This is a genomic window from Paenibacillus sp. OAE614 (assembly GCF_040546645.1).
GTDB classification, from domain to species: Bacteria; Bacillota; Bacilli; order Paenibacillales; family Paenibacillaceae; genus Paenibacillus_AQ; species Paenibacillus_AQ favisporus.
The window spans coordinates 6,038,524-6,052,992 of record NZ_JBEPOD010000001.1 but is presented as its reverse complement, the minus strand read 5'-3'; the positions used below and the strand labels follow the sequence as shown (position 1 = coordinate 6,052,992).

The 14,469-nt window shown below is 55.4% G+C and carries 14 protein-coding genes; 10 read left to right on the top strand and 4 right to left on the bottom strand.

Annotation, left to right across the window (positions count from 1 at the left end):
* Positions 1–108 precede the first annotated feature (108 nt).
* Positions 109–567, bottom strand: coding sequence for a WGxxGxxG family protein (locus ABIE48_RS27790; RefSeq protein ID WP_084204206.1), 459 nt, complete (start codon positions 565–567; stop codon positions 109–111).
* Positions 568–794: 227 nt separating this feature from the next.
* On the opposite strand from ABIE48_RS27790, the gene ABIE48_RS27785 reads away from it, so the two are divergent.
* From ABIE48_RS27785 to mutY, 3 genes are all read left to right on the top strand, one after another.
* Positions 795–1,049, top strand: a complete 255-nt coding sequence (locus tag ABIE48_RS27785) for a hypothetical protein (protein WP_145026530.1) — start codon at positions 795–797, stop codon at positions 1,047–1,049.
* Positions 1,050–1,660: 611 nt separating this feature from the next.
* Positions 1,661–2,056: a holo-ACP synthase gene (acpS, locus tag ABIE48_RS27780; protein WP_145026528.1), complete on the top strand. Its 396-nt coding sequence runs from the start codon at positions 1,661–1,663 to the stop codon at positions 2,054–2,056.
* Between the two features lie 43 nt (positions 2,057–2,099).
* Positions 2,100–3,269, top strand: coding sequence for an A/G-specific adenine glycosylase (gene mutY, locus ABIE48_RS27775; RefSeq protein WP_186326066.1), 1,170 nt, complete (start codon positions 2,100–2,102; stop codon positions 3,267–3,269).
* A gap of 141 nt (positions 3,270–3,410) precedes the next feature.
* Here the strand turns inward: mutY and ABIE48_RS27770 are convergent, their stop codons facing one another.
* Entirely contained in the window at positions 3,411–4,028 is a 618-nt protein-coding gene (locus ABIE48_RS27770) for a superoxide dismutase (RefSeq protein WP_076175842.1), read from the bottom strand.
* Positions 4,029–4,637: 609 nt separating this feature from the next.
* Here ABIE48_RS27770 and ABIE48_RS27765 point away from each other — a divergent pair.
* From ABIE48_RS27765 to folE, 6 genes are all read left to right on the top strand, one after another.
* Positions 4,638–5,063 carry a GNAT family N-acetyltransferase gene (locus ABIE48_RS27765; RefSeq protein ID WP_076175840.1) on the top strand — a complete coding sequence of 142 codons (426 nt, stop codon included), beginning with the start codon at positions 4,638–4,640 and terminating at the stop codon, positions 5,061–5,063.
* Between the two features lie 155 nt (positions 5,064–5,218).
* Positions 5,219–5,824: a signal peptidase I gene (lepB, locus tag ABIE48_RS27760; protein ID WP_116234318.1), complete on the top strand. Its 606-nt coding sequence runs from the start codon at positions 5,219–5,221 to the stop codon at positions 5,822–5,824.
* Between the two features lie 45 nt (positions 5,825–5,869).
* Positions 5,870–7,645, top strand: a complete 1,776-nt coding sequence (gene queG, locus ABIE48_RS27755) for a tRNA epoxyqueuosine(34) reductase QueG (RefSeq protein WP_192715898.1) — start codon at positions 5,870–5,872, stop codon at positions 7,643–7,645.
* Between the two features lie 22 nt (positions 7,646–7,667).
* Positions 7,668–8,702 carry an HD-GYP domain-containing protein gene (locus tag ABIE48_RS27750; RefSeq protein ID WP_145026524.1) on the top strand — a complete coding sequence of 345 codons (1,035 nt, stop codon included), beginning with the start codon at positions 7,668–7,670 and terminating at the stop codon, positions 8,700–8,702.
* Between the two features lie 97 nt (positions 8,703–8,799).
* On the top strand, positions 8,800–9,048 hold the full coding sequence (locus ABIE48_RS27745; protein WP_145026522.1) for a YneF family protein: 249 nt from the start codon (positions 8,800–8,802) through the stop codon (positions 9,046–9,048).
* A gap of 57 nt (positions 9,049–9,105) precedes the next feature.
* Complete coding sequence (folE, locus tag ABIE48_RS27740) at positions 9,106–9,699, top strand: GTP cyclohydrolase I FolE (RefSeq protein ID WP_105444339.1); 594 nt, start codon at positions 9,106–9,108, stop codon at positions 9,697–9,699.
* Between the two features lie 136 nt (positions 9,700–9,835).
* Here the strand turns inward: folE and ABIE48_RS27735 are convergent, their stop codons facing one another.
* Complete coding sequence (locus tag ABIE48_RS27735) at positions 9,836–10,900, bottom strand: alpha/beta hydrolase (protein WP_145026520.1); 1,065 nt, start codon at positions 10,898–10,900, stop codon at positions 9,836–9,838.
* A 418-nt stretch (positions 10,901–11,318) separates the two neighbouring features.
* Between ABIE48_RS27735 and ABIE48_RS27730 the strand changes: the two genes are divergently transcribed.
* The gene (locus ABIE48_RS27730) at positions 11,319–12,062 is read left to right on the top strand and encodes an IclR family transcriptional regulator (RefSeq protein ID WP_089549014.1); all 744 of its coding nucleotides are present in this window, start codon (positions 11,319–11,321) and stop codon (positions 12,060–12,062) included.
* Between the two features lie 164 nt (positions 12,063–12,226).
* On the opposite strand, the gene ABIE48_RS27725 is transcribed toward ABIE48_RS27730, so the two are convergent.
* Complete coding sequence (locus tag ABIE48_RS27725) at positions 12,227–14,239, bottom strand: alpha/beta hydrolase family protein (protein WP_145026518.1); 2,013 nt, start codon at positions 14,237–14,239, stop codon at positions 12,227–12,229.
* Positions 14,240–14,469 lie beyond the last annotated feature (230 nt).

Genomic DNA, 14,469 nt, shown 5'->3' with positions numbered 1-14,469 from the left:
GAATGTGCTGTTGATTGATCGACCGGGAGTCGAAGCACAAAAATCCCTGACCTACATTTTAAGTAAGTCAGGGATTTTTATGATGGCTGACCATGCATTTAGGGCAAACTAACCGCGGTCTCGTTCCGGGTTTCCTTTGCGCATGCCGGCTAATCCGATCAGTCCCAGCAGTCCGAGCCAGCCCCAGCCTCCGCCGCGGTTCGTGTCCGTCGCTGCGTTCGTCCGGATTCGGTTATTGTCAGTCAGCATATTCGTATTGGATCCGGTGTAGTTGTTTGTTCCCATCCGGCCGGTGTTGTTCGTTCCATAATTCGTATTCAAGTATTGGCTTCCTGTTCCAGTGCCATATACGCTGACATGGTAATGGGATGTCGTTCCGACATTGTTCACCCGGTAATGCGAACCACCGGTGGATTCGGTTCCGAGGGTCCCCGTGCCCATACCTGTGCCCATGCCGCCATTTCCGCCGTCTTGCGCCGTTCCAGCCGCCCCATAAGCAAAGGCCGGAGCAGCCAGCATCAAAGACATGCCTGCAATCAATACACCGATTCTTAACTGTTGTCTCATTGAGGCTACCTTCCTTCGGAGTATGTTTTTAAACTTACGTTATTGTGTCACGGAAGAAGTGAGCTTATACAGATGGGGAGCCAAGGGCTTTTTAACGGTTATACGGGAATATTCGATTTTGTCCACAACATATATATCAAAAAAGGCAGGAAACAAAGAACTTTGGCGTGCAGGCCTATTGCTTGTCGATTCAGGTTATAAGGAATCAGGCGGGGGGAGTGTGTCGAATGGGAAAAATGAATTTAAGGTCGTCCGTAAAGGGCGCAGTGATGGGGGCTGCCATGACCGGAGGGTGGCTGCTTGCCGATCTGCTGCTGCCGGAGCCCTGGGGTGATGTGGTTTTATTTGGAGCGATGGCGGTTTTGAATATAGGCATCGGCTGGAAAATCGGCAGAATGTTCGATCAGCGCGAAGCGCAGGAAGCCGGCACCCATGGCGAGGCGGCGCATGCCAACAGCCCGGCCAGCCTGGAGTCCCGATAATAGAATGAGTTGGGCAGAAACCGGTGAAAATCAATTTGATTTTTTGCCGGTTTTTTTGTATTCGGCAGGCCTGGCTTCATGAATTCTCCATTGGCGGAGGCAAGGCTCAGCAGGGGGACAAGCCCTTCGCGGATTCATGCCTGCAATTGGTTGCAATAGTGCCATTTATGTTGGTTTTATGAGCTACGACGACATTTGGGCGGTTGCTATAATGACGGTACCAAAAGAGAAATTGGCATTCCAAGAGGGGGAACGACCTTTTATGAACCGTCTAAAAAGAACCTGGCCGCTGCACGTCATGCTGCTGCCGGCGCTAGTGTTTCTGGTCATTTTCAGCTATGTGCCGATACCCTGGTGCTGCTGTGCTTGTCGCTGATGTGCATCATTCCGCTGCTGCATGTGCTGGCGGTGTGGTTCAGCGATGGTAACAGGAATGCGGAGCCCGGCGAAGGGCTCCGTATTTTTCGTGTGCGCTCCGGGTTTGCCTGCGGTGCCGGGGATCGTCCACGAAGAACAGCTGGTAAAAGCCGCCTATTCACAAGCGGCTCGTTTTTGGGACGTGCACCTGCTACAATAGGATTTGTATGTCATGGAAGGGAAGGTGCGGGGCATTGATTTACGGAATCGGGCACGATGTGCTGGAAATCAAGCGGGTTGGGCTGCTTCTCGGCAGCCGTCAGGGCTTCCGTTTTATGGAGCGGGTGCTGACGGCCCGTGAAAGGGAGGAAGCCAAGAAACGGGGCGGAAACCTGACCGAGTTTGTCGCCGGGCGCTTCGCCGCAAAGGAGGCCATCTCCAAAGCCTTCGGCTGCGGCATCGGCGGGGTAATCGGCTTTGTGGACATGGAAGTGCTTCCCGATGAGAGCGGCAAACCCGTCGTGGTGCTGAACGAGCAGGCTTGGGAGCGCCTCGAGCTGCCGGGCGAGCCGGAATATGTAATTCATCTATCGATCTCCCACCAGACCGAGCTGGCTTCCGCCTTCGCTGTTGTAGAGAAGCGGGGATAGGCCGGCTCATGATCAAGCCAGCCAGAAAGGTATGAAGGACCTCATGAGCAGTTCGATAAGTTCAATGGAGCAGAAACGGCATTTCAGCATCAACCTGCTGGAATGGTACGAGAAGCATAAACGGGATTTGCCGTGGCGGCGCCACCGCAATCCCTACTATATTTGGGTGTCGGAAATCATGCTGCAGCAAACGCGGGTGGACACGGTCATTCCGTTCTTCAACCGGTTCATCGAGCGGTTTCCGACCGTGGAAGACCTGGCCGACGCCCCTGAGCAGGATGTGCTCAAATGTTGGGAAGGCCTGGGGTATTACTCCCGTGCGCGCAATTTGCAGGCTGCGGCCAGGCAGGTGAAGGAGCTGCACGGCGGTATGGTGCCGGACGACAAGGCGTCCGTGTTCGCCTTGAAGGGGGTCGGCCCGTATACGGCCGGCGCGATTCTGAGCATTGCCTTCAACAAGCCGGAACCGGCCGTTGACGGCAATGTGATGCGGGTGCTGTCGCGATACTTCCTAATTGAGGAAGATATCATGAAAGGAAGCACCCGCGCCTTTATGGAAAGCCTGGTCGTGGAGCTGATCCCGGACGGCCGGGCATCGGACTTCAACCAGGCGCTCATGGAGCTGGGCGCCTTGGTGTGCACACCCAAGTCGCCGCACTGCCTGACCTGCCCGGTGATGGAGCACTGCTCCGCCAGGCAGGAAGGCAAGGAGGAGCAGCTGCCGATCAAGACCAAGGCGAAGCCGCCGCGGCCCGAGTACCGGGTGGTGGCCCTTGTGGAGGGCCGCGGTGATCATAGCGGCCGCGTCCTGATCCGCCAGCGTCCGCAGGAAGGGCTGCTCGCCCGCATGTGGGAGCTGCCGCATTTGCAGACGCCGGCGGCGCGCAGCGGGCGTCTGCCGGACGAGCCGGCGATGGATATCCTCGCCGGGGCGCTGCTCGAGGAAGGCATCGCTGCGCGGCCGATCGCGCATTTAACGGACGCGGAGCATACCTTCAGCCATATTCACTGGAACCTGCAGGTCTACCGCTGCCGCGAAGAGGACCTGCCGCAGGCAGCCGAGCTGAAGGCGATGTACGCGGCCGGGGACAGCGGCGAGCCGTCCGTCCAGACGGAGTACCGATGGATCGATGAGCAGGATATGCAGCACTACGCCTTTCCTAATGTATTCTTGAAAATTTTACAGAACTATTTTAAACATTCATCCTATTAATCGTTTAAAACGTGAACCAGAGCTTGTTGTTCCCGTCCGCCGGGAATTACCCGGTTTAGAGACAAGTAAAAGGGGCTGCCCCTCAAGAAACTGCAATGCAGTTCTTTGGGGGCAGCCCCTTTATTTCCGGGAAGGTACAGCTTACGGCTGTACGATTTCCTGGTAACGTTTGCTGACAACATCCCAGTTCAGAACGTTCCAGAACGCTGCGATGTAGTCAGGGCGTTTGTTTTGGTATTTCAGGTAGTAAGCATGCTCCCAAACGTCCAGACCGAGGACAGGTGTTTGACCTTCCATCAGCGGGTTGTCTTGGTTAGGCGTGCTTGTTACAGCCAGTTTGCCGTTCTTGTCCACGACGAGCCATGCCCAGCCGCTGCCGAAACGGGTTGTAGCCGCTTTGGTGAATTCTTCCTTGAATTTGTCCAAGCCGCCAAGCTCGCTGTCGATCGCTTGAGCCAGAAGGCCGTTTGGCTTGTCTCCGCCTTTAGGGGCGATGATTTCCCAGAAGAGGGAGTGGTTAGCGTGTCCGCCGCCGTTGTTGCGAACGGCTGTACGGATGTTCTCAGGTACGCTGTCCAGGTTGGAGATCAGCTCTTCAAGGCTTTTGTTTTGCAGTTCAGGAGCATTTTCCAGAGCCGCGTTCAGGTTCGTTACATAAGTGTTATGGTGACGGTCGTGATGGATTTCCATCGTTTGAGCGTCGATGTGCGGCTCGAGCGCATCATTCGGGTATGGAAGTGGTGGTAATTGAAATGCCATAATAAATACCTCCTGTTAATGTTTTTTTGGGTAGAATCAACGCAGGCGGCTGATTCATATGAATAAAGGAACGCTTTTGTTGTCCAAAAGAGCCCTTTATCGGCATAAGTATGTAGCATGGAATGTGATTCCATTTCTATTAAACCGTATTTTTTCGATTAAATCAACATTTATGTTTACAAAGTCGAATTAATCCTGAGGCGGGCTTGCCAGCTGTATTGGAACGGACTTGACGGCAGCCTTTCGTGTGGGAACCTCAAATGATCCATGCGGGCAGAGCCATTCTTTCATCGCGAGAAAAAACTTTTTTGGATTCCGTGAAGGCATGCCGAAAGACGCATTTGTTATCCTTTACCCAAATCCCGAAGGATTATGCTGCAAAACTAGTCCATTATATGGAAAATTTACAAATCATAGAATGAAAACGCTTGCCATAAAGCGCTTTCAAAAGAAAACGCGTGTTTTTTAAAGTAAACTATGGTTTAATGGATGATAAAGAAGGATTTTCACGGTTTTTGTCGTAATACTATACCTTGGATTAGAGGGTTTTTTTGTTTTCCCTGAAAATCCCCTTAATCCTATAAAGCTAACGAAAAGGGAGATTTAAACATGCATGTTCGTTCCTTTCAGTTAAGTGATGCGACTCGTGTCAACGAGCTGCTGCAAATCGCGTTATCCGAAGAATGCTACGAGAATACGATCGAACCTTTCTCCAGGCAGCTCTACTGGGATTCCGACCTGATTATGGTTGCAGAAGAGGATGAACAGATCGTCGGTGCCTTGATCGGCACGATCGAGCATAACCACGGCTTCTACTATCGTATTGCCATCCATCCGGATTACCGCCGCAAGGGAATTGGAAAGGCACTGGTCACCATGATGGAAGGCCGGTTCCAGCAGCGTAAGGTCAGCGGAATTATGATTGCAGGAGACGAGCATAACAAGGCCGCGATGCCTCTGTATGAGGCGATGGGCTACGGGGCCAACAAGGTGCTGCAGGCATTCCAGAAACTTAGCATTGTCGCGCCGCAATAGAGATAACGACCCTTTGGTATTACGGAGAAAACGTACATCCATATCGTGAATAAGCAATATTTACTATACTTGAGCATATCTACGCGCCGTTGCAAAAGGCCCGAAGATATGCTTTTCTGTATATATGGGAATTTGTCATAAAAATGAGGTGTAGCATGAATCAAGTCGATCAGCGGGAGCAAGGCCGCCCCGAGCCGGTTCCGGTTACAACGCCGGGAGAGCAGGCAGGCAAGCGCGGCTGGCTGTCCGAATTCTGGGACTGGGCCAAAACACTGGTTATCGCATTTGTCATTATGATGCTGCTGAATTTATTCGTTTTTAATCTGTCCATGGTCCGCGGGCAGTCGATGCAGCCGACGCTGGTAGAGCAGGAACGGCTGTTTGTCGATAAGATCGTATATGATTTTACCGCACCGAAGCATGGCGAGGTCGTCGTGCTTCGCGACCCGAGCAATGGTCCGGAGAAAAAGGAATTTCTGGTGAAGCGGATCATCGGCGTGCCTGGTGACACCGTGGAAGTGAAGAACCACAAGCTGTACGTGAACGGTAAGGAGCAGAGCGAGCCTTACACCGAGGTGGAAATTCAGGATGCGGATTTCGGCCCGGTCAAGCTGGACAAGGATCACTATTTTGTGATGGGGGACAACCGGCATGCCGGCGCAAGCCGGGACAGCCGTTCCTTCGGCAGCGTGGAAGCGAGCGCCATCGTGGGGCGGGCCGAATTTATTTTCTGGCCGTTGTCCAAAGCGAGATCGCTGTAAGACATTATGGAACGACTCTTAACGGAAAGGAGGCCGCAAGGAGAAATGACATCAGGTAAACCACAGGCTGCGTATGCTCCTTCGGCTTCGCCGTGGGAGCAGCTGAAACAGGACATTAAAGAGGCGGCGGCCGGGTTCGGCATTGACGATATCGGTTTTGCTTCGGCTGACCCGTTTGTCTCTCTGAAATCGATTCTCGAGAACCACCGCAAGCTTGGTTACGAATCCGGCTTTGAAGAGCCGGATCTGGACAAACGCGTCACCCCGGCACTCCCCGATGCACAGCCCGCCTCCCTCATTGCTATCGCCGTAGCCTATCCATCCAAAATGGAACACAAGCCCAAGCAGGTGCCTGGACAATACCGGGGGATCCTTGCCCGTTCTGCGTGGGGGCGGGATTACCATCAGGTGCTGCGGGACGCTATGGGCAAGCTTGAGGCATTTATCCGGGAGCGGGTGCCGGATGCGGTGATGGAGAGCATGGTGGATACCGGGGCATTGGTGGACCGGGCGGTTTCGGAGCGGGCCGGCATCGGCTTCAGCGCGAAGAACTGCTGCATCATTTCGCCTAAATGGGGTTCATGGATCTACCTCGGGGAGATGGTGACCAACATTCCGTTTCCGCCGGATACGCCCGTCACGGAGGACTGCGGCGACTGCACGATGTGCATCGACGCATGCCCGACGGGAGCGCTGGTCGGCCCCGGCCAGCTCAATGCGCAGCGGTGCATCTCCTTTTTGACCCAGACCAAGGGCTTTCTGGAGGACGAGGTGATGCGCAAGATCGGCAACCGGCTGTATGGATGCGATACCTGCCAGGTCATCTGTCCAAAGAACAAGGGGAAGAACTGGACGCATCATGAGTATCTGCTGCCGGATCCCGAGAAGGACAAGCCGCTGCTGCTGCCTATTCTGGATTTGAGTAATAAGGAGTTCAAGGAGAAGTTTGGGGAAAGCGCAGCCGCCTGGCGCGGCCGCAAGCCGATTCAGCGCAACGCCGTGATTGCGCTCGGCAACTTCAAGGATACATCGGCGGTGCCCCGCCTCGGCCGGGTGCTGCTGGAAGACCCAAGACCGGAACTGCGGGGTGCCGCAGCGTGGTCTTTGGGCCGGATAGGAGGGGAAGAAGCTTTGAATTGGCTGAATAAAGGTCTGGCTTCAGAACAAGACGAGAAGGTGATAGACATGATGAGAGAAGCGCAGGAAAAGCTTCAGCCCGCTGGAAGCGGACAACCCGCAGATGCCGAAATGGCTGCGGATGATTTTTCTCCCGGTCTGGGAGGCGAGAAGGAAACGGTCTATTATTCGGAGATGATTTCTCCGATCGGCCCGCTGACGCTGTGCGCAACGGAGAAAGGGCTGTGCCTGATCGAGTTCGGACCGTTTAACGTCAAGGAGGCGGTTCTCCAGAAATGGTCCCGCACCTGGTGCGGCGGCGGTGATTTCGTTCAGGATGATGAGCGTTTGGCAGAGGCGAAGCGCCAGCTGGGTGAGTACTTTGCAGGGGAACGCAAGACGTTCGACGTGAAGCTGGATATGCGGGGAACGCCGTTCCAGCTTCAGGTTTGGAGCTCGCTTGCCGATATTCCTTATGGAGAGATCCGATCCTATGCAGATATCGCAAATGCGATTGGCAGACCGAAGGCCGTCCGTGCCGTCGGCGGTGCCAACAACAAAAATCCCGTACCGCTGATCGTCCCGTGTCACCGGGTGATCGGCGCCGACGGCAGTCTCGTAGGATATGGCGGAGGGATGGAGATCAAGCGCCATCTCTTGACCTTGGAGAACTCCCTGCCCGAAAGAAAGGGATGGGCCGATTAAGTAACCAATCGGGGGAACGTTCATGAGGTATGTAGGCATTGAAAGTGTGGAGCCCGGTCAATTTTTGGGGAAAACCATTTATTCCGGGAATGGGACGGTGCTGCTGTCGGCGGGAGTCCAGCTTACCGTTTATATGATCAATACGCTGAACCGAATCGGGGTCACGATGCTCTATATTCAGGATCCGCTGTTTGCGGACGTGGATACAGAGGACATCCTCAACGAGGCTACCAAACAGGGTCTGATTCAGGAGATGAGCGACACCTTCGAGGCTGTGCGGTCGGGGAAAGAATGGAATACCCAGCTGATCGGCGCCAGCGTGGACCATCTCCTGGAGGACGTGATGAACAACAAGGAGCTGCTCGTGCAGCTTACGGATGTCCGCACCATCGACAACAGCCAGTATGTGCACGCGATGAATGTATGCCTACTGTCTACGGTGATGGGCGTCAACATGGGCCTGAATTATCAGCAGGTCAAAGAGCTTGCTACGGGCGCCCTGCTGCATGATATCGGCAAGAGCGGCATGCGGGAGCTGGATGAGCTTTTCCCTGATTCCAAGAGCCATCACACCTGGCGCGGGTTCGAAAAGCTGAAGAACAAACGGGAGTTCGGCCTGCTGATTGCCCACGTCGCCCTTCAACACCATGAGCGGGTAGACGGCTTGGGCGTTCCCCGGGGACTGACCGGAGACGAGATTCATTTATATGCCAAAATCGTCGCCGCCGCGGATGCTTACGACCGGATGATTCATCCGCTGAAGCCTTCGGACCGGAAGCTGATGCCGCACGAAGCCTGCGAGCAAATGATGGCCATGTCGGAGAAGCAGCTTGATCACGGCGTGCTGGTACAGTTTACAAGGATGGTGTCGATCTATCCTAACGGGACGGCCGTCAGGCTGTCGAACAAGGAGACGGGGCTTGTCGTCCGTCAGCACCGGGGGCTACCGGGACGTCCGGTCGTCCGGATCGTGCGCGGAGAAGCGGGTCACCTGGATATTAAAGAGTTGGATTTGGCGCAGGAAACAACCGTATTTATCGAGGCTGTATTGGCCTAGAATTCATTTGCGAGCCGCATTTGGACATGCTATGATAGGTTCGTGCTGCTCAGGCACGCGCGAAGGAATCGATTTATACTTATAGGGGTGGCGGAATATGCAATATGTAATTCCAATTATTACGCTGATCGTCGGCTTGGTCGGCGGGTTTTTTATCGGCGTGTATTATCTGCGCAAGCAAATGGAAAAAATGCAGAATGACCCGCAAATGCTGCAAAAGATGGCCAAGCAGATGGGTTACAACCTGAACGGGCGCCAGATGCAGAAGGCGCAGCAGATGATGAAAAATCAGCAGGTTTCCGGTAAGAAGGGCCCGGCACAAGGTCAAGGCCGCAAGAAGAAATAATCCCCTCGGCATAGAACGTCTACAGAGAAGCAGGGGGTAGCGATAGGAGGAAGTGCTGTGGCTGGCGTGAAAGATTACGTGAACGCGCGGGTTGGTGAGAACCGCGAGAAGATCGAGTACCATATTGAGCAAATTTTGAAGCTGATCGGTGAAAATCCTGAGCGGGAAGGGCTTCTTGAGACACCCGCCCGTGTAACCCGGATGTACGAGGAAATTTTCGCCGGATATGAGGTGGACCCGCGTGATGTGCTGGGCGTGACCTTTGACGAGAATCATGAGGAGCTGGTGATCGTCAAGGATATCGTGTATTACAGCCAATGCGAGCATCATATGGCGCCGTTTTTCGGCAAGGTCCATATCGGCTACATCCCGAGCGGGAAAATTGCCGGACTCAGCAAGTTGGCCCGATTGGTCGAGGCGGTCACCCGCCGTCTGCAGGTACAGGAGCGGATTACGTCCCAAATCGCCGACATTATGGTCGATGTGCTGCAGCCGCATGGCGTGATGGTCGTTGTGGAAGGCGAGCATCTGTGCATGTGTTCGCGGGGCGTGAAGAAGCCTGGCAGCAAGACGGTGACTTCCGGCGTACGCGGCATTTTCCGTGAAGACCCGGCGTCGAGAGCGGAGTTTCTGTCTTTGATCAAAGAATAATGACGGCAATATAGAAAGAGGGCACGCCCGGAAGGGGGCGTGCCCTCTTTTGTTTGTACAGCTATTTTTTGAAGATTATAGAATTTATAAATTTCAGCGAAGCTGAACCATTCTATAATCGCAAGAAAAACTTCAGTTAATCGCGGTCTGTCTTCTTTGAAGGTACGTCGATAGACGTTTTTCTTATCATTGGATCCTTGTCGATATCCTTCTGCTCAGCCAGCTTGATATTGCCAAGGAAGGTGGACACCCGGCGCAGGTATTCACGTGAGTGTTCGCGGAAGATCAGCTCGTGGTGGCTGCCTTTCACAATCCAGACGTCGGAATACGGATTGGTCTGGTTGGAGGCAAGCTTCTCGGCGATTGGATAAGGTGCCTTCTCGTCCTCCGTCCCGTGGATAAAGAAGATCGGGAACGGATAATCCTCTTTTTTGACCTGCTGGTATGGAATCTGGTTCAGGCTCGTGCCGTTCAGTACCGGGAACAGCAGCTGCAGAATTTCCAGCGACGGATGCCGCGGCAGGTCGATCTGATTTTTGATGTTATGGTACAGCGTATCCGGCTCGAGCAGGAAGGTGCTGTCGAGAATCATGGCGTCGACATCCTTAGTCTGCAGTCCGGCCTGAAGGGCGGTGCCAGCGCCCATCGAGAAGCCCCATACCACGATCTGCTTGGCCCCGCGCTGCTTGGCCAGATCGATGGCCCCCAGCAGCTGCTGGGCTTCCACCTTGCCGCCCGTCGCGACGGCTTTGCTGTTCTGGGAAGCGAAACCGTAATCGAACATAATGACGTTAAAATTTAAGCGGTGGGCGAAATGCGCCAAATCGTACATCGGGATCCAGGTTTCCTCCCGGTTCGCGCCGTACCCGTGACTGAACACGATCGTCTTGGTTGATCCTGCGGCGGGAATGTACCACCCCTGCATCATCCGGCTGCCGTCATGGGCCGGGAACGTGACGTCCTCGTATTTCATGGACTTGGCCTGCATCGGATTGGAGTACAAGGGGGCGACTGTCGGATTGGACAACACCCAGGCGATGTAGGCATGCAGCGCAATGAAACAGAAGAGCAGGAAAAATACAACGGACAAGAGCAGTGCCACCAAAATATGCTTAAAGCGAATCATTCGCGTAGATAACGGTAATGGTGTATCGGGCAGGGGGCGGGGAAGATGTACGTCGTTACGGGATGTCATGTTCATGCGTGCCCCTCCTTATAAATACTTTACTATATTAAGTTTAACTTCCGGGCTTCGATTACGAAACAGATAAAATTTTACTCTATATCCTATGCAAGCCTGAGGTCAAAGTCAATCCGGGGCGGACAATTGTTAGACAATTGTAATAGTAAATCGCCCTATGGTTCACATGAAGGCTGCCCTTGTCCGTCTCATGCGGACATGCGCATAGAGCACCCCAAGCGGCATGAACTTGAACATGCGATGGGCACCCGGTGATGAGAGAGTGTGCAGCGAAGCCGGACATTTGCACTAGCAGCGTACGTATTGGCATTTTCCTGGAAGATGGTCAAAGAATAAAATATAGACTTTATCCGGCGAATTTCTTATAATTTATGTAACCATGTTTCATGTGGTGAAACATTTGAGGGGCGGGATCGGAATGGAAGACCGCAAATTAACGGTTCGTGCCGTTGAACGGGCACTGGATATATTGATGTGTTTTACGCAGAACAGCGAGCTGGGATTGACCGAAATCGCCGGAATGATCGGACTGCACAAGAGCACCGTCCATCGGCTGATGACGACTCTTGAGGAGAAGGCTTTCGTCGTCCGCGATGCGGCGACGGAGAAATACCGGCTCGGCATTAAAGTGTGGGAGCTGTCCACACATTTATCGCAAAGCGACGATCCGGCGGTGCTGCTGCTGCCGGCGATGGAGCGGCTTCGCGACCGGCTGGGTGAGACGGTCAGCCTGTACCTGCGGGACGGGAAGGACCGTCTGCGGATCCAGGCGGTGCAGAGCAACCAGGCCATCCGGAGGGTGGCGCAGGTCGGGGCGCGCCTGCCGCTTACGGTGGGAGCGTCGAGCAAGGTGCTGGTGGCGTTTGCCGCGCCTGCCGATCAGGAGGAGCTCCTGAGCGATCCGGATTGGGCGGAGCTGGTGAAGGGCGGCAGCTATGTGCGGCAGCTGCAGGATATCCGCGAGCGGGGCTATGCGACGAGCATCGAGGAGCGCGAGCCCGGCGCCGCCGCGGTGGCGGTGCCGATCGTGAACCGGAACGGCCGTGTCGCCGCCGCCCTGTCCGTGTCCGGCCCGGTGAGCCGGCTGTCCAGCGAAACGCTGAATGAGTTTGCTCCCGTGCTGATCGAAGCGGCGCGGGAAATGGGGCTGATGATTCCGTAAACGGACGTAAGCCCACTGAGGTTGTGAACGGATGAAGAGAATAAGTAAACAAACTGTCTGCGTCATCGTTATAGAGAAAGCCCGCCATACCGGGGAAATCCGGTATGGCGGGCTTTTTCTAGATTATAGAATTTATGAATTAGAAATCAATGGCATCAGTGAAATCAGTGCTCGATATGCTCTTCAAACCAGCGTACGATATGAGTCAGCCGGCGGGTGCGCAGATGCGGATTGCCGCTGCGGGACAGGTTGTGGTCGGCTCCCGGAAAACGGATGAACTGCGCTTCCTTGCCAAGGCGCTTAAGCGCCACGAACATCTGCTCTCCCTGCTCGATCGGGCAGCGGAGATCCTGCTCCCCGTGCAGGATCAGGAGCGGGGTGTTCACCTGCTTCACGTAAGCGATCGGGGAATGCTTCCACAGCTTCTCCAGATCGTCCCACGGATTGCCCCAAATCTGGTCCTCGGTAAAATAGTACCCGATATCGCTGACGCCGTAGAACGACACCCAGTTGCAGATCGAACGCTGGGTGACGGCGGCTTGGAACCGGTCGGTATGCCCGACGATCCAGTTCGTCATGAAGCCGCCGTAGCTGCCGCCGGTGACGCCGAGCCGGGCGTCGTCGATGTAGTCATAGGCGGACAGGACATAGTCCACCGCATCCATCAGGTCCTGGTAGTCGCGTCCGCCGTAATCGCCGCGGACCGTATTGACATGGGCCTGGCCATACCCGTGGCCGCCGCGCGGGTTCGTGTAGAATACGGCAAATCCCGCCGCGGCGAGCAGCTGGAATTCGTGCATGAACGTGCAGCCGTACATCGCTTGGGGGCCGCCGTGGATTTCCAGAACGGCCGGCACCTTGGAGCCTTCCTTGAAGCCGACCGGCTTCATGATCCAGCCCTGGATTGGCCACCCGTCCGAGGCTTCGAAGCGGAAGGCTTCCGGCTCGCTCAGCGCAAGCTCGCTGAACAGTTCCTTGTTGCAGTCGGTCAGCCGGGTCTCTTCACCGTTTGCCATGTCAAAGGCAAACAGATCTCCCGGATGAAGCGTATCTGCGGAAGCGAGAATCAGCATGCCTTCCGGTGCCAGGGCGAACTGGTAAATTTCCCGGTCGCCGCCGGCGATGATCTCGTAATCGGAGCCGTCCAGCGCAAAGCGGGCGACCTTGACGCCGCCGTCCTCGCTCAGCTGCAGGAAGACGTACTTGCCGTCTTCACTGAAGACGGGCGGACTGCCGGCTCCCGCGCGCATATCGCCAACGCAGGCGTGTCCGAGCTGTACGTCCAGGTCCTCATAGCAGGCGCGTGCCTCGCCGCCTTCAGCGGGAATCAGGTAGATGCGCGTCAGCGTGGCAAAGCCGCAGTTCAAGTCGTCGGCCAGCATAAGGATATGGCTGCCGTCCGGCGTGTAGGCGATGGGCCCGATGCTCAGCCGCCCGTCGGTCAATTGGCGGACGTTTCCGCCGTCCCGCTCCGCCACGAATAAATCGTTGGTCAGGCGGAGGTCCGGATCCAGGAAGGAAGCGGAGGCATGGGTGGCGGTATAGATGATGCGGCTGCCGTCCGGCGACCAATGGAACGAAGACACATCGAAGTCGCCCGAAGTAACCGGCGTACATGCGGAAGTGGCAAGATCGTGAACGAACAGATGCGTTCTGCGGTCATTCCACAGCCCGGCGCCGTCGGCCTTGTATTTTATACGATGAATGATTTTTTCGTCCGGCTGTTTGTCCTCGCCGGCCTTCTCCGCTTTGGCTCCGGAGTCCGCACCGACGGCTTCATCGGCCGAAGGAGCCTCGGCGCGGAGCAGAAGGGCGCTGCCGTCGGGCGCCCATTTGAAGGCGCTGACGCCGTGCCTCAGCTCCGTTACGGCCTGGGCTTCGCCGCCGTGCGCGGGCATGACCCAGACTTGGCGGGCATCGCCCTTCTTGCGCAGAAAGGCCAGCTTGGAGCTGTCGGGAGACCACGCTGGCGAGGCGTCCTGCTCGCCGGCGGTAAAGGCGGTATCCTCCCGGCCGTCCGGCGAGATCAGGCGAATATGGGAGGTGTAGCCCCCATGCTGGTCGTTAACGGTTTTCGCTATGTACGCGACAGCGCCGGTCTTGGGGGATACGACAGGGTCGCTGACCCAATGCATCCGGTACAAGTCATCGGCGGTAATGGGACGTTTTTCACTCATGGACAGGGCCTCCTAAGCATGAAATTGGAATAGGTATGAAGCAATCAGATTCTAAACCACATTATCCCAGAGTTCCGGCGGGAAATCCATCCGCGGATCCGCGCAGGGGAGGGAGGACGTGACCACAAATCCAGAAATCCACACATCCCAAACATTCCAAACATCGATGGGTTTAGCAACCTCAATAGGAAGACACAAAAAACAAGCCCCTTGATCCGGTGCAAGGGGCT

What these genes read in the sequence shown, in the direction of transcription:
- ABIE48_RS27765 (WP_076175840.1), top strand. Translation starts at nt 4,638, where the DNA reads ATGCATGTTCGTTCCTTTCAGTTAAGTGATGCGACTCGTGTCAACGAG.
- mutY (WP_186326066.1), top strand. Translation starts at nt 2,100, where the DNA reads ATGAGCAGTTCGATAAGTTCAATGGAGCAGAAACGGCATTTCAGCATC.
- ABIE48_RS27730 (WP_089549014.1), top strand. Translation starts at nt 11,319, where the DNA reads ATGGAAGACCGCAAATTAACGGTTCGTGCCGTTGAACGGGCACTGGAT.
- queG (WP_192715898.1), top strand. Translation starts at nt 5,870, where the DNA reads ATGACATCAGGTAAACCACAGGCTGCGTATGCTCCTTCGGCTTCGCCG.
- ABIE48_RS27750 (WP_145026524.1), top strand. Translation starts at nt 7,668, where the DNA reads ATGAGGTATGTAGGCATTGAAAGTGTGGAGCCCGGTCAATTTTTGGGG.
- ABIE48_RS27790 (WP_084204206.1), bottom strand. Translation starts at nt 567, where the DNA reads ATGAGACAACAGTTAAGAATCGGTGTATTGATTGCAGGCATGTCTTTG.
- ABIE48_RS27735 (WP_145026520.1), bottom strand. Translation starts at nt 10,900, where the DNA reads ATGAACATGACATCCCGTAACGACGTACATCTTCCCCGCCCCCTGCCC.
- ABIE48_RS27745 (WP_145026522.1), top strand. Translation starts at nt 8,800, where the DNA reads ATGCAATATGTAATTCCAATTATTACGCTGATCGTCGGCTTGGTCGGC.
- lepB (WP_116234318.1), top strand. Translation starts at nt 5,219, where the DNA reads ATGAATCAAGTCGATCAGCGGGAGCAAGGCCGCCCCGAGCCGGTTCCG.
- ABIE48_RS27785 (WP_145026530.1), top strand. Translation starts at nt 795, where the DNA reads ATGGGAAAAATGAATTTAAGGTCGTCCGTAAAGGGCGCAGTGATGGGG.
- ABIE48_RS27770 (WP_076175842.1), bottom strand. Translation starts at nt 4,028, where the DNA reads ATGGCATTTCAATTACCACCACTTCCATACCCGAATGATGCGCTCGAG.
- ABIE48_RS27725 (WP_145026518.1), bottom strand. Translation starts at nt 14,239, where the DNA reads ATGAGTGAAAAACGTCCCATTACCGCCGATGACTTGTACCGGATGCAT.